General features: G+C 42.7%; 17 protein-coding genes. 11 read left to right on the forward strand and 6 right to left on the reverse strand.

Annotation, left to right across the window (positions count from 1 at the left end; all coding sequences use genetic code 11):
* The 3 genes from CYQ88_RS11130 to CYQ88_RS11140 form a co-directional block, all read right to left on the reverse strand.
* The coding region (locus CYQ88_RS11130) for a Txe/YoeB family addiction module toxin (protein ID WP_101841412.1) at nucleotides 1-239 on the reverse strand (239 nt) is incomplete at its 3' end.
* Nucleotides 232-489: a type II toxin-antitoxin system Phd/YefM family antitoxin gene (locus tag CYQ88_RS11135; RefSeq protein ID WP_101841413.1), complete on the reverse strand. Its 258-nt coding sequence runs from the start codon at nucleotides 487-489 to the stop codon at nucleotides 232-234. The genes CYQ88_RS11135 and CYQ88_RS11130, both read right to left, overlap by 8 nt.
* Before the next feature lie 140 nt (nucleotides 490-629).
* The gene (locus CYQ88_RS11140; protein WP_101841414.1) at nucleotides 630-1,658 is read right to left on the reverse strand and encodes a GGDEF domain-containing protein; all 1,029 of its coding nucleotides are present in this window, start codon (nucleotides 1,656-1,658) and stop codon (nucleotides 630-632) included.
* A 284-nt stretch (nucleotides 1,659-1,942) separates the two neighbouring features.
* On the opposite strand from CYQ88_RS11140, the gene CYQ88_RS11145 reads away from it, so the two are divergent.
* The 7 genes from CYQ88_RS11145 to CYQ88_RS11180 all read left to right on the forward strand — a co-directional run bounded on the left by CYQ88_RS11145 (nucleotide 1,943) and on the right by CYQ88_RS11180 (nucleotide 5,699).
* Nucleotides 1,943-2,152: a DUF3820 family protein gene (locus tag CYQ88_RS11145; protein WP_101841415.1), complete on the forward strand. Its 210-nt coding sequence runs from the start codon at nucleotides 1,943-1,945 to the stop codon at nucleotides 2,150-2,152.
* A 112-nt stretch (nucleotides 2,153-2,264) separates the two neighbouring features.
* On the forward strand, nucleotides 2,265-2,612 hold the full coding sequence (locus CYQ88_RS11150) for a hypothetical protein (RefSeq protein ID WP_101841416.1): 348 nt from the start codon (nucleotides 2,265-2,267) through the stop codon (nucleotides 2,610-2,612).
* Nucleotides 2,613-2,824: 212 nt separating this feature from the next.
* Nucleotides 2,825-3,079, forward strand: coding sequence for a YdeI/OmpD-associated family protein (locus CYQ88_RS11155; protein ID WP_101841417.1), 255 nt, complete (start codon nucleotides 2,825-2,827; stop codon nucleotides 3,077-3,079).
* Complete coding sequence (locus CYQ88_RS11160) at nucleotides 3,076-3,426, forward strand: TfoX/Sxy family protein (RefSeq protein ID WP_101841418.1); 351 nt, start codon at nucleotides 3,076-3,078, stop codon at nucleotides 3,424-3,426. The genes CYQ88_RS11155 and CYQ88_RS11160 overlap by 4 nt, the downstream gene beginning before the upstream one ends.
* Before the next feature lie 212 nt (nucleotides 3,427-3,638).
* Nucleotides 3,639-4,118, forward strand: coding sequence for a hypothetical protein (locus tag CYQ88_RS11585; protein ID WP_199170200.1), 480 nt, complete (start codon nucleotides 3,639-3,641; stop codon nucleotides 4,116-4,118).
* Nucleotides 4,119-4,169: 51 nt separating this feature from the next.
* On the forward strand, nucleotides 4,170-4,502 hold the full coding sequence (locus tag CYQ88_RS11175) for a multidrug efflux SMR transporter (protein WP_101841419.1): 333 nt from the start codon (nucleotides 4,170-4,172) through the stop codon (nucleotides 4,500-4,502).
* Between the two features lie 111 nt (nucleotides 4,503-4,613).
* On the forward strand, nucleotides 4,614-5,699 hold the full coding sequence (locus CYQ88_RS11180; protein WP_101841420.1) for an ADP-ribosylglycohydrolase family protein: 1,086 nt from the start codon (nucleotides 4,614-4,616) through the stop codon (nucleotides 5,697-5,699).
* An 8-nt stretch (nucleotides 5,700-5,707) separates the two neighbouring features.
* Here CYQ88_RS11180 and CYQ88_RS11185 read toward each other — a convergent pair whose 3' ends face one another.
* The gene (locus CYQ88_RS11185) at nucleotides 5,708-6,259 is read right to left on the reverse strand and encodes a DUF2058 domain-containing protein (protein WP_101841421.1); all 552 of its coding nucleotides are present in this window, start codon (nucleotides 6,257-6,259) and stop codon (nucleotides 5,708-5,710) included.
* Nucleotides 6,260-6,427: 168 nt separating this feature from the next.
* Between CYQ88_RS11185 and CYQ88_RS11190 the strand changes: the two genes are divergently transcribed.
* Nucleotides 6,428-7,294 (forward strand): GyrI-like domain-containing protein, encoded by an 867-nt coding sequence (locus CYQ88_RS11190; RefSeq protein ID WP_101841422.1) that lies wholly within the window; start codon nucleotides 6,428-6,430, stop codon nucleotides 7,292-7,294.
* Between the two features lie 64 nt (nucleotides 7,295-7,358).
* On the opposite strand, the gene dbpA is transcribed toward CYQ88_RS11190, so the two are convergent.
* Nucleotides 7,359-8,747: an ATP-dependent RNA helicase DbpA gene (gene dbpA, locus CYQ88_RS11195; RefSeq protein ID WP_101841423.1), complete on the reverse strand. Its 1,389-nt coding sequence runs from the start codon at nucleotides 8,745-8,747 to the stop codon at nucleotides 7,359-7,361.
* Nucleotides 8,748-8,851: 104 nt separating this feature from the next.
* A complete protein-coding gene (locus CYQ88_RS11200) occupies nucleotides 8,852-10,021 on the reverse strand; it encodes a DEAD/DEAH box helicase (RefSeq protein WP_101841424.1) in 1,170 nt (389 codons plus the stop codon).
* Nucleotides 10,022-10,464: 443 nt separating this feature from the next.
* Here CYQ88_RS11200 and CYQ88_RS11205 point away from each other — a divergent pair, with 443 nt between their 5' ends.
* The 3 genes from CYQ88_RS11205 to CYQ88_RS11215 form a co-directional block, all read left to right on the forward strand.
* Complete coding sequence (locus CYQ88_RS11205; protein WP_101841425.1) at nucleotides 10,465-11,556, forward strand: hypothetical protein; 1,092 nt, start codon at nucleotides 10,465-10,467, stop codon at nucleotides 11,554-11,556.
* Nucleotides 11,557-11,710: 154 nt separating this feature from the next.
* On the forward strand, nucleotides 11,711-13,339 hold the full coding sequence (locus CYQ88_RS11210; RefSeq protein WP_101841426.1) for a diguanylate cyclase: 1,629 nt from the start codon (nucleotides 11,711-11,713) through the stop codon (nucleotides 13,337-13,339).
* A 17-nt stretch (nucleotides 13,340-13,356) separates the two neighbouring features.
* Nucleotides 13,357-13,800: hypothetical protein (locus tag CYQ88_RS11215; protein ID WP_199170201.1), on the forward strand; the 444-nt coding region annotated here is incomplete at its 3' end.

A 13,800-nucleotide genomic window follows, 5' to 3' on the forward strand; every position in this document is an offset into this window, starting at 1 on the left:
ATGATCGTTATCTGGTTTGAATCAACTGCATAAACAAGGCGATTCGTCTCGTCAATTCTTCTCGACCAAAAAACTGAAAGGTTCTCCTTTAATGGTTCGGGTTTGCCAATACCTTCAAATGGCGAACACATCGTATCTCGAATGAGTTTGTTAATACGCTTTAAAGTTTTCTTGTCTTGGCTCTGCCAATATTCATAGTCAGACCAAGCGCTTTCTGTCCAAGACAGAACCTCAATCATCACTTAGTAGGCCTTTTTGAAGCGTTTTGCCTGTCCGATATTGCTCAATAGAGTGTTTTAAATGAGCCACGTTTGAGGGAGATTTAAGCAAATGGACGGTTTCCATTAGACTATTAAAGTAATCCTGTGACATGACCACGGCATTATCAGCGTCTCTGCGTGTAATGATCGTACAATCCGCATTATCAACGACTGAATCTAAGACAGACTTTAAACTGTTTCTTGCATCGGTATAGCTTACGACTTGCATATTGCTTCTCCTTTTTTTGCATTATAGCAAACATGTTCAATTTTCTGTACATGTTTGTTTGGGGCTTTGGAGAATCTGAATGAATCAGGGGCTTGCCGAGAAGAGGCCTGGTTGTCTTTGAAGGCGTTGATATGTTTGCGTTAATCACTAAAGCTGACGGTGTTTTTACCGTTGTTTTTGGAGAGGTAAAGCGCTTCGTCGGCTTTGGAAATGGCTTTATCCAAGCCCATCTTGGCGTAATAGATACAACTCCCAAAGCTCGCGGTCTTTTCGCCGATGACTTCATAATGGTAGTTGGCAATTTTCTCTCGGATTTTTTCGGCGACGGTCAGGGTTTCATTTTTATTGCTTTCCGGGCAGATAATCATAAATTCTTCACCTCCCCATCTACCGACGACATCGGTATTGCGGACGTTTTCCTTGATGATGTCCGCGATAGTTTTAAGGACATAGTCTCCCGTTTGATGGCCGTAAATATCATTGACGGATTTGAAATCATCAATATCCAGAATAATGACGCCGAATGTGAGGTCGTATCGGTCGCTGCGGTTGACTTCTTTTTCTAGTACTTCATCCAGCTTAAGTCGGTTATATAAACCTGTCAGGGTATCGGTAATGGAGAGTTTGTGAAGCTCTTGGGTTCTTTCTTCAACTTCTTGTTCTAGTTGTTTGTTAATCTGCTTGAAGTTCAAAAATTCATAGAAACGATAGTAGTAAAGCAGATAAGACACCATAAAGTAGGCGACGATAAAGAATACAAAGGAGTAGACATTATATAAATGCGGATAGTTGCTATAGGTGATAGCAAATACGATGGCCATCACAAATGCCCAGATAGTCCCTTCCTTTGGCCCTCGGATAGAAAAGGAGGCGATGGGATAAAGTAGTAGGAAAACCGTGCTGTTGAACTCTTGACTGCCGTTGATAAAAAAGACAAAAAAGAGAATAAAAACCGCCAGCATAAAGAGTCTGGAGTTCAGTTCAACGCTTGCGTTGTTTTTGCTTGAATATCTTAGATACAAAACAGCCAATGAAAAAATATTGAGTGTGATGCCGACGATTGTTTCACCAATGTAGTAGTAAATTGGGGATAAAAATATAGATGTGATGAGGGCTAAAAAAATATATTTTTTGAGAAGTTCATTTCGATAGATATATTGATCTTCCATTAAAATACAGCCCAGTATTGCAATTGGTTTATGAGAGTGTGATTTTTTTATCAACCACAATAATATTAATTTCTGTAAGGCTATTCTAAACAGATGTCACTGATAAGCAAAAGATTATTTATAAAAACGTGAGTGCTATCAGTATTCAGAAAAAGGGATGGCTATCCATTTTCAGTTTCATGTTAATATCCGACTATGCCAAGAATAGCTCGACTTGATATTGCTGACATTCCCACTCTCATAACACAGCATGAAAACTGCCTTGAAGGTGTGCTTATTAACTTATGAATCCAGAAAACTTAAAAAAACTTGTTACCGTTAAGATGCCTTACGGAAAATACCAGGGTAGGATTATTGCTGACTTGCCTGGACACTACCTTAATTGGTTTGCGCGTGAGGGCTTTCCATCCGGTCATTTAGGGCAGTTATTGGCGCTCATGCACGAGTTAGATCACAATGGGTTAAAGCAACTTCTTGATCCGTTAAGAAAATAGCTTTAACTTAGAAAGCGAAATGCTTTTGAGGACAAGTAATGAAAAAGGGTTTGAGGCCACGGTTGCTACCGGAGCTTAACAAAGCAACTTGCTTATTTTTGGAGAAAGCCAGATGAACCTACTACGTGTACTTGCTGCTTGGCAAACGGCTGATTTTACCAGTGTGCTAAACACTGAGTTGCAACGACTGGATAAATCTAATCTGCCTTTGCAGCAGGGGTTGACTGTGAGTAACCGAGTGGCCGACACCAATATTAGCTTTATGCTTCTTAATGTCAAAGAAACCGAACAGGCTTTGTTATTAACGGTTATGGTTTTTTATGATGGCTTAGAGGCCGGGGATTGTTGTGCTGATGACCCAACGCCGGTTTGTGAGCAGCCAGAACAATGTACGGTCAAACTGACAATCCATAAGCCCAACGGCGAAGCAGAAATTTCCTTACTTCCAGAAGATGAATAATGACCAGGCCTTTATTGCTCTTGAGGGTATGGGGTTTTTATGCCACATAAGGCGTTGTACTTTTAGGTTAAATTCAATTAAAACATATTGTTATCTTGATGTAGGTTACAACATTAACCGTATAAAACACCAGTTTTATGCTTTGTTGACATGCGTAATTTATATCGATTAGGATGTTTAATAATAGTTAAGCGCAAGAAAGGTTCGAGGACATGGGCAAGACTGGGTCAAAACTGAAAAGGGAGCGTCAGCCTATGCCGGCCTTTGTCGAGAAGGCATTGCGTAAATCTGATCTGTTCGCTGATTATCGTTCGCGTCCTGAGTATCAACAGAACGATTATCTCGGATGGATCAATCAGGCAAAAAAACAAGAAACAAAAGAGAAACGCTTACAGCAAATGCTGGAGGAACTCGAAAAAGGTGGTGTCTATATGAAAATGTCCCATCCGGCGTCTGCTAAGCAATGAACGAATTTATTGAAAATCTCAATGACGTGTTTGCACTGTTTGGGGTAATTGAAGGAAAGCGAATGTTCGGGGGCTATGGTGTTTATCATGATGGCCTTATGTTTGCACTGGTCGCCGATGATGTGCTTTACCTAAAGGCGGATGAAAACACGGTAGGCTCGTTTGTTGAGCTTGGGTTGCAGTCGTTCGAATACGAGAAAAGTGGTAAAAAGATGCGAATGTCTTATTACGCCGCACCGGAAGAAATCTTTGATGATCCAGAGCAAGCGAAAGAATGGGCTGATCGTGCTTATGAAGCGGCATTAAAGGCGAGAAAGCCAAAGAAGAAGACCAAGGTCAATCGCTAACGGATGAGCCAATTCCGACTATCCATGAACGCCCCAAGTGTTTTAAGCCATTTAATGCCCTGTTTATTGGTAAAACAGAGCATAACAAATCTCATCAATCAGAAAATTCATTCAAACAATTTTCCATAACGCATAATTATTTCAATATCATAAGCTTTAAGCGATTCCAATTATCTCGTCAATGTCGGTGTTTGAAATAGAAGGAGATCATTATGATTCTGCAACACCCTCGAACGTTCAAGCTTGTCTTTCTGATCCCGGTCATTTTATTCATCACTTCCTGTGCAGCGGGCAATGCACAATTTGCGCAAGAAACGCCTGCGGGTTTCTGGTGGGGGCTTTGGCATGGCATCATTTCGGTCATCAGTTTGGTAATTCATATTTTCAATGACAGCGTGATGGTGTATGAAGTGAATAACACTGGCGGCTGGTATGACTTTGGTTTTTTGATGGGAATTATCTTTATTTGGGGTGGTGGTTGTCATGCGAATTGTAAGACAAATAAAAAAAGCACTTGTGATCCAGAATGGGATGAAATCAGCGATAAGGTCGAAAAAAAGGTGATGCGCAAGTTAAAAGAATGGTCAGAAAAAGAAGAATCAACCGAATCCGACAAGGAGTGGGAAGAAATCGGTGACAAGGTTGAGAAAAAACTGAAACGTAAAATTCGGGAATGGGCGGAAAAAGACTAAGGACTGTTTTTTAAGTGTTTTCGGCCTTTTATATTCTGAGAGGGAGTTAAAGTGAAAAGTTGGTTGTTTCTCGGGATTGCCATTGTTGCTGAAGTGGCGGCGACGTCGAGCTTAAAAGCGAGTGAAGGCTTTACAAAACTTTGGCCAAGTCTATTCGTGGTTATGGGGTATGCGGTTGCATTTTATTTCTTATCGTTGACCCTAAAGGTGATTCCCCTTGGTATTTCTTATGCGATCTGGGCGGGTTTGGGTATCGTGTTAATGGCTGTGGTCGGCTGGTTACTATTTGGTCAGAAACTCGACTTAGCCGGCATTATGGGTATGGCGTTGATCATCTTAGGTGTCGTCGTTATCAATGTATTTTCTAAGGTCAATATGCATTAGGATTTAACAAATAGTCGTTTTTGTTGCTTTACAAAGCAACAGAATCAAATTCAATTTTCCGGTATTTGAAACTTTGATCTCTTAAAAAAGTGCAAAAAAGGAGTCATGGTGATGAATCATTCTTTAGACATTAAAGACCGTGCGGCGGGTGCGATTATGGGCGCTTTTATTGGGGATGCATTAGCGCTTGGCCCTCATTGGTATTATGACTTGGACGAATTGCGTAGAGATTATGGCGACTGGATCGACAATTACACTGACCCGAAACCAGGTCGATATCATGCCGGTTTGAAGGCCGGTCAGCCCTCACAGGCCGGTTTTATTCTCAAGCTATTGCTGCGCTCTTTGGTTGAAAAAAATGAGTATGATGAGCAAGATTTTTGTGCTCGGATGGATGATGAACTCTTTCCACTGCTAGATGGCTCGCCAGTCAGCGGACCTGGCAACTATACCAGCCAATCGATTCGGGATGCGTGGCGTAAACGGGTTCAGCAGAATTTGCCTTGGGGACAAACGGGCGGGCATGCGGATACCACTGAAGCGATTGAACGCACGCTTGCTATTGCGGTTCGTTATGCATTGCAACCGGATAAACTTGCGGCAGCCATTTCTGATAATTCCGTGTTGACACAAATTGATGATACGGTGGTCTCTATGACGGTGGCATTTGGCGCGGTATTGGCTCAGTTGGTTCAGGGAGACCAACTCGATGCGGATATTTCTACAAAGTTAATGGCATTGGTCAAAAGCGGTGCCTTGCCTTTCCATGCGGTGACCAATGATGGCCTTCAACCGCCGCAAAAGGGCGATCCCGATCCACCACGTGCTGGACGCTTTGCATCGCCTGATGCATTGATCTCTCCGTCTTTTATGGCAGCTGCGGCATTCGATTCTGAGATTCAGATTCAACCGCCTTGGAAGGTTTCAATCGTTTATGGAATGCCTTGTGCGATTTACCATCAATTGCCTGCTGCCTATTATCTATCCGCGTTATTTCATGATGATTTTGAATCAGCGATACTGAATGCGGTGAATGGCGGTGGTCAAAATCAGGCAAGAGCGATTTTGGTCGGCGCACTGACGGGTGCGCAAGTGGGATTGAGTGCGATTCCAAAGCGGTTCTTGGACGGGTTGGAACAAGCAGATGAATTATTAAGTTTAGCTCAGAAACTGGCTTCTCAGCTTGAAAATGGCTGAGAAGTGCATTACCAAACTAAATCATCCGGTATTTCGAATTGGGCGTAATAGTCTTTGTCTGCTTGAGACATAGCTTCATTATCATCGCTAGCAATGGGAATTAAAACCGATTCATCTCTCTGTGAAATTTTAGCCGCCGCATCGAGTGATACCAAAACATAGCCAGTTTCAAAACGTGCAATACGAAGTTGCGAGGCACTGAGTTTTTTATGAAAATTCGAATTCACATGAAGGGTTTTAACTTGAGTGCCATCGGCAAAATTGTAGGCAATATCACCTTGATAGCCTTTAATTTGATTGGTTTGTATGAGTTGGCGTAATTCGGCTTGTTTGGCTTTTGCGGCTTGAGCTTGTTGTCGTTCTAAGTTTAATTGGCGGTCTTTTTCCGCCTTTTGCTGGGCAGCTTCTGCGGCCAATTTTGCTGCTTCCGATTGAGGTTGCGCGCCATTTTTACTTTTATTTTTTTTGGTTTGTTGGTATTTTTCTTTTTTAAGCTTTTTGGCCCTTTGTTCGTCAACTAAGCCTGTTTTTTTGAGCTGGTCAAATAAAGATCCTGCCATGTCATCTACTCTTCAATCATTAATGGCGGCTATTCTACCTGATTCGAACCATAAAAAAGGGCATTACATCCGTTTCTCGATGAGGTTTCTGGGCGTTGAGCAATTTTGATCATGTTTCGATGCGATCAAAACGTCACAATGGCTTTGACTTAGGAGGCAACCCAAAAAATGAGTAAGCAAGCTGTTAAACATTACGCGAATAGAATGGATCGAGTCTGTGACTATATTCAAGCACATATCAATGAGGACTTGTCGGTTGACAGACTTAGTGAGGTGGCCTGTTTTTCAAAGTTTCATTTCCATCGCCAATTTTCAACTTACACCGGTATGACGGTAGCGAAGTTTGTTTTAATGCAGCGTTTTAAACGGGCATCTCAGCAACTGGCTCATCATCAGACGATGCGAATTATTGATATAGCGATGGAAGCCAACTTTGAAAGCTCAGAAGCCTTTTCTCGAGCGTTTAAAAACATTTTTGGTCAAACGCCTTCTCAGTTTAGACAATCCCCTAATTGGCATCACTGGCGAGCCCAGTATGCCCAACCAATAATTGAAAGGAAGTTAGTTATGAATATCAATCTCGTAGAGTTTGATCATACTTTAATTGCGGTGTTGGAACATAGAGGTCCCGCCGAAAAGATTGATGAGTCACTGGACACGTTTAGAGCTTGGCGAAAAGCAACAACACATTCACCTGTTGCCACGCATCGTAGTTTTGGCTTGGTTTATGATGATCCGGATACCGTTGAGCCCGCCAAGTTTCGGTTTGATCTGTGTGCGGAAGTGGATGAAACCATCCCGAATAATGCGCAGGGGTTAATCAATAAAGCCATCCCGGCGGGTCGATGTGCGGTACTGCGTCATGAAGGCAGTTTAGATAAGATTGGCGATAAGGTACGCCATCTTTATTGTCATTGGTTACCCAATAGTGGTGAGGAGTTAAGAGACTTTCCTTGCTTCTTTCATTACACCAATCTCAATGGGGAAGTACCTGAAGATCAATTGATTACCGACATCTATTTACCTATTCAGTAAGGGTCGCTTAAATCGCGCCTTTTCCCTATAAAAACCACCAGGCCTGGTGGTTTTATCTTAAACGTTAGCGAGTTAAAATTCGAGCGCGGAAGTTTTTGCCTTTAAGCTTGCCTGCGGTGATTTGTTTAAGTGCGAGTTTAGCCAGTTTGCGTTCGACCGCGACATAGGCTCGGACACTGGTAATTTTGATTTTGCCAATTTGTTCGCCTGTTAGTTGTTGATTGGCGGTCAAAGCACCGAGAATATCGCCAGGACGCAACTTTTGTTTTTTGCCGCCATCAATTTGCAGGGTGACCATTTTGGCTTGCAACGGTGGTTGTTTTAACAAGCTTAAATCGGGTAAGGCTTCGGCCTGGATGGTCTGGTTTAAGTATTCACCTAAAACCGCAACTTTATAACTTTCTTTGTCACTAATTAAGCTGGCCGCTAAGCCTTTACTGCCAGCGCGTCCGGTACGACCAATGCGGTGTACATGCACTTCGGGATCATTGGCTAAATGAAAGTTTACAACAGCATCCAAAGCTTCAATATCTAAGCCTCGTGCGGCCACATCGGTTGCGACGAGTACCGAGATACTTTTGTTGGCAAATTGAATTAGGGTGTGATCTCGATCTCGTTGCTCCAAGTCACCATGAATCGCTTGTGCGCTAAAACCATATTGCACCAATGAATCTGCGACCATTTGTGCGTCTTTTTTGGTGTTACAAAAGACCACGCTCGATTCGGGACGTGCTTTGAGTAGGATGAGGCGCAAGGCGGTAAGGCGTTGTTCAGGCGTATCCACTTGATAGAAATGTTGCGCAATGCTGGCGTGATCGTGTTGTGATTCAACTTGAATGCGCACAGGTGATTGCATAATACGTTGGCTGATTTGTTCAATTTGATTAGGGAAGGTCGCACTAAATAATAGGGTTTGACGTGGAGAGGGGACTTGTTCGCAAATCGCATCGAGTGAGTTTTGAAAGCCCATGTCGAGCATGCGGTCAGCTTCGTCGAGTACCAGAATTTTGAGTTGATCGAGTTTGAGCGTTTGCTTGCGCAGGTGTTCTTCAACGCGCCCAGGGGTACCGACAATAATATGGGCTCCTTGTTGTAAGGAACTGAGTTGTGCGCCTATGGCTTGACCCCCACAGAGGGTGAGTACTTTGATATTGGTCAAACGGCGCGCCAGACGACGAATTTCCTCTGCTACTTGATCTGCGAGTTCTCGCGTGGGGCAAAGTACCAACGCCTGGACTTGAAAACTTTTAGGGTCAAGCGATTGCAGTAATCCTAAACCAAAGGCAGCAGTTTTACCTGATCCTGTTTTACCTTGGGCGATTACATCTTGTCCTGCTAAAATGGAAGGTAAGCTTTTTCCTTGAATTTCAGTGGGTTGGGTGTAACCTAGACTGTCTAAATTGCTCAGCAGGTCTGGGTGTAAATTGAGGGTTGAAAAAGCAAGTGAATCCAATGGAGGTCCTTTGTGCGAGGCATGCGTCAATCAAAGTGTTGAACACAGGCGAGCAATAAAATGATCTGTTATAAAACGTTAGCGTATTGTAGCGTTTTGTCGCCTTATCGATAATTTAAAATGGATATCGGCACGACCTTTCTAACGGGGAAGCCTTCGATTTCTTGTCGTTCGATAAGGTGTCCCAGTAAGCTTTCAATGGCACAGAGGTTTTTGAAGTCATCTTTTGAGACCAATGAAATGGCTTCACCCTCAGCACCAGCTCGTCCTGTTCGACCAATGCGGTGAATGTATTCTTCAGAGGGATAAGGCAGGTCATAGTTCACGACGCGACTGAGGCTGTCAATATCAACCCCACGGGCGGCAATGCCAGTGGCGATTAGGAATTTCAATTTCCCTGATTTAAAGTTGGACAGCACTTGATCTCGCATGGATTGACTACGCCCGCTATGAATGGCGTCGGCAATAATGCCACGCTTGCCAAGCTGTTCGACGAGTTTGGCGGCAGAATGCTTTTTTTCAACAAAAATCAGCGCTTGATCCCAGTGTTGTTCATTGATTAAATGGCTCAAGAGCGCGGATTTGGTGTCTTTATCGACCGTAATCAACCATTGTTTGATTTTGGCGACGGTTTTATTTTGCGGTGAAACGCAAATTTCAACAACATCATCTGAAACCGTATCGGCGGCTAAATAGCGTACATCCTCGGTCAGAGTGGCGGAGAAGAGCAAGTTTTGGCGTTGATGGGGCAGGCGGTCAAGAATCTTATACAGGTCGTCAATAAACCCCATATCAAGCATTTTATCGGCTTCGTCGATGACGAAAAATTTTAAATCATCAAAAAACAGTGCCCGTTGATAGGCTAGGTCGAGCAATCTTCCTGGTGTCGCCACCAGAACATTGACGCCTTGCGCGAGGCGTTCTTTTTGTGGGTCTAAATCGGTACCGCCATAAATGGCTAATGAGCTCAGATTTAAATACTTGGCATATTGTTCGATATTCGATGCAACCTGCGCCGCCAGTTCTCGTGTAGGCGCGAGGATAAGTGCGTGGATCGATCGGTTGCGAACAGCATCATCAGATTGCATTTTTTCCAACAGCGGCAAGACAAAACTGGCCGTTTTGCCGGTTCCGGTTTGTGCTGACGCCATGAGGTCTTTGCCCGATAAAATGATGGGAATGGCCTGTTTCTGAATTTCAGTCGGCTGGATATAGCCTAGCTCGGAAATTGCATTGACAATTGGGTCTGACAATCCGAGTTTTGAAAATGGCATAGAAAACCTCTGTATGATAAATAGACGATGGCAACGATTTGGGTGTTAAAAAAAGACACTTTTTTGCAGTGGACACCAAAATAAATCCTGGCGACATTATCACTTAATTCATCAAAGAATGTCACTTAAAACGCCTGTTTTATATGATTCATCTTCAAGATGTTTCGGGGTGATTTTTAACGTTGAAGCGCAAATCAGTTGACGAGTCAACGAGTGCATTTGTTTTCGGTGATGCGATCAGGTTATCCATATATACAATAGAAATACTTAAAAAAGTCAGTATATTCTTTAAAATAGCGACAACCAAACGTTGCGAATTAAAGCATACTCCTTGGCATCAATCAGAAAAAATAATCCGTTTAACTCGGGGGGTGTTCATTGACCCTAGTTAAGAATAGGTTTATTTTGCCCATAATCTATTTAATAAAGTTGTGATAACCCTTATGTCCAATCATGATTCTTCTAAAAAATTACTAAAAAACGTTCAATCCATTTTACCCATTATTAAACAAGGTGCCGAAGCTTCCGAGCAGGATGAACGGTTGCAACCAGCAGTATTGGATGCAATTTTTGAACAACGGTTGTTTCGTTTGTTTATCCCTAAAAAATATAACGGCGAAGCGACCGATTTAGTCACCGCTCTAAAGGTGTTTGAATCTGTGGCTTCTGCGGATGGCGCAACTGGTTGGTTGGTCATGATTGGCGCGGGGGGCGGGTTATTTTCCGGCTTTATTGAAGAAGGCGCCGCAGAGGAAATATTTGCTCCCGAGCGAGCAGTGATTTCTGGGTCAGGTATGCCGAGTGGGGTGGCGAAACCTATGAATCAGGGCTTTGAGGTGTCTGGGCGATGGAAGTATGCCAGTGGTTCAGACTACGCGACCTGGTTTACCGCAAATTGTGTGATGGATGAGGTGGATAATGAAATCTTATCGATTGCCGTTCCGGCATCCGCAGTCACACGCTATTCAACGTGGAAAGTGTTTGGCATGAAAGCGACAGGCAGTCATGACTTCTCCGTGGATTCGGTTGAAGTGCCAAAAGCTTATACCTTTTCATTGGCTGAAAAACCGTTTTTGAGTGATCCAATTTACTTTTGTTCATTAGAAGTTTTGGCCTACTTAACATTCACCAGTGTGGCTATTGGGATTGCTCAGCACGCTTTAGAAGAGTTTATGGCCTTTGCACAACAGAGATCGATGCAAGACACGACAACCTCTTTGCTGGATGCTTCTCCCATTCAACAGCAATGCGATCAGGCACAAAAGTTAGTGACTCAGTCGCGTAATCAGCTATATCAACGAGCTGAACAAGTTTGGGAGGCTGCTCAAAAGCAACAGACGTCTTCTGCTGAACTTACCCACAAGATTCATGAAGAATCGATAGACATAGTACAAAACTGTGTGCAGATGGTCGATGGGTTAAAGGCCCGTTCAGGCATGCTTGCTGTATTTACAGCCTCTCCATTTGGTCGAGCATGGCGAGATTTGCACGTTTTGAGTCAGCATATTATGCTGACGCCGCCAGTGAATAAATAGCAATATCATTATCTTAGTATAATATTATTAATAGATTTAATAATGTAAAGCGGGTTTTATGATTTAATGGTATGCGTAATATATCTAGTTTAGGGGTATTGGTTAGGTATCGAGGCGTTACTTTCCATTTTTTTCCATTAAATAAGAGAAATTTATGCGGAACCCGAGTTGTTTTTCAGTTTATAAGTTCTTTCTCTTTATCGAAATATTAACCATCCTTGTTTTTGCCGAACGTGCAAATGCACAAGCGCATACTTTTGATTGGCAGCTATATAGCATTGGTGATCATCAATCTTTTAACCCGAAACAGCTTGAATCAAGAAAGGTCTTGCAAAAGGTGGATGGCATTTCTTTAGTGGGAGGTCATTACCTTTATTCGGGTGTGCTTAGGATTAAAGAAGATGGCTTTTATGTGGTGGATTTTAAGAACACCTCTGTTATCGATCAATTTTCTTTTTACCTTTACGATCATCACAATCAACTGATCGAGCGTGCCTCGGGCGGGATTGGCAGTCATGAATCTGATCCTTTCTTTCTTCGGCACGGACGAAACTTTTATTTAAAAGCAGGGCAATATAGCTTGCTTGCCGAAGTGACTTCTCCCTATTTTATTGCTCAGCCGGTGCCTTATGTCAGTAGCCTTTCCCAGTACCAACAGGCCATTAAATTGGGTAATGCGATTGTCTTGATTGGGATTGGGATTTTTCTGTCAATGGGGATTTATTATGGCGCACTTTCTTTTGCGCGCTCGCGTAATACTGAAATTTTATATGCCGTTTTTATCTTTTCAAACTTGTTGTTTAATGCGGGTGCACATCAGATATTCTCTCAATTATTTGATTGGCATAACTTCTACTTGATTTCCTTTCCCATTCTCATTTCTAATTTTATTTATGTGTTGTTTGTTATGAAACTTTTGGATGTGAATCCAATAAAAAATAAGCGGCTTCACAAAATAGGTGTGATGGCTCTCGTCGTGATAGCGGTATTTGCACTGTTTGGGATGCTTTCGCCAAACTGGGTCAATGAGATGGCCCGTTATGGGGTCTGGGTGTTCTTATTGTACGGGTTGATTGCTGGGGTTACTTTATCGCTTAAGGGACGAATTGTGGCACGTTTGTATTTGATTGCCTTAATGACCTTTATTGGTTTTGCTAGCATGGCGACGATTCCAACACAGTTGAGCGCAGACACACTTTATGTTGAGCATTTTGGTTTGGCCGCCATTGCGATGGAAGTCATCTTGCTTGCACTGGTGATGACTTATCAGGTTGGTGAACTTTACCGTGATCGCATAAAAATATTACTTCGGTTGGATCACAATATGAAGTTAGCTCAGACCGATGCGCTGACGCAAATCCCAAACCGCTATGCGCTGGATGTTGAATTGGCTTCACCAGTGGATAAAAGTACCTCTCTAACGTATATCGACATGGATAATTTAAAACTCTATAACGACCGTTATGGACATGCAAAAGGAGACGAGATGTTGTCTCTGTTTGCCAATTTAATGAAGCAGGGGATGCAGGATCATGGGTGTATTTACCGGGTGGGAGGTGATGAATTTGCGGTTACCTGCCCTAGTGAGGATTCGAAAGGTGTTAAAGCTTTGATTGATAAAGTAGTTAAACAGATGCGTAAATCGGGGTTTGATGATGCGGGGGTGAGCTCAGGAACGGCTTTTATGTATGAGGTGCATACAATTTCGGATTTGAAAAACCTTGCGGATATCCGAATGTATGAAAACAAACATCAACGCAAAACGAAAAAAATGTCAGTATAAATTTGGAGTCTATTGTTATGTATGTATCCAAGAAAGGCTTGATTTTTCCAATAGTGTTGCTAACTATTGCACCACTTATTGCATCATGGTTTGCATATGCCGATCACTTACCACCTGGATTCGGTGTCTTCCCTCCTTTACAAGTAACGGAACCACCTACACCGGGTTTTAGCCTTTGGGTTTTTATTGCATTAATGGTTATTGAATTAGTGCTGGTTATATTTTTACTGTTTCCGCAAAAATTCGGTTTTAAACCAGTTGAACCTCCGTCACCTTATGACCGTAAACCCTTGCCTTGGTGGTTTTGGGTGGGAGGACTGGTTACATTGATTTTTTGGTATTTGATGTGGGACAGACCTGAGCAATATATTGAACTGGTATACTTGGCATTTACACCGCTCTGGTGGGGGTTTATTACCGTAATAGATGGTTTAGTGTATTCTCGAAGTGGTGGTTATTCG

It is taken from the genome of Hydrogenovibrio sp. SC-1, assembly GCF_002848135.1.
Classification (GTDB): domain Bacteria; phylum Pseudomonadota; class Gammaproteobacteria; order Thiomicrospirales; family Thiomicrospiraceae; genus Hydrogenovibrio.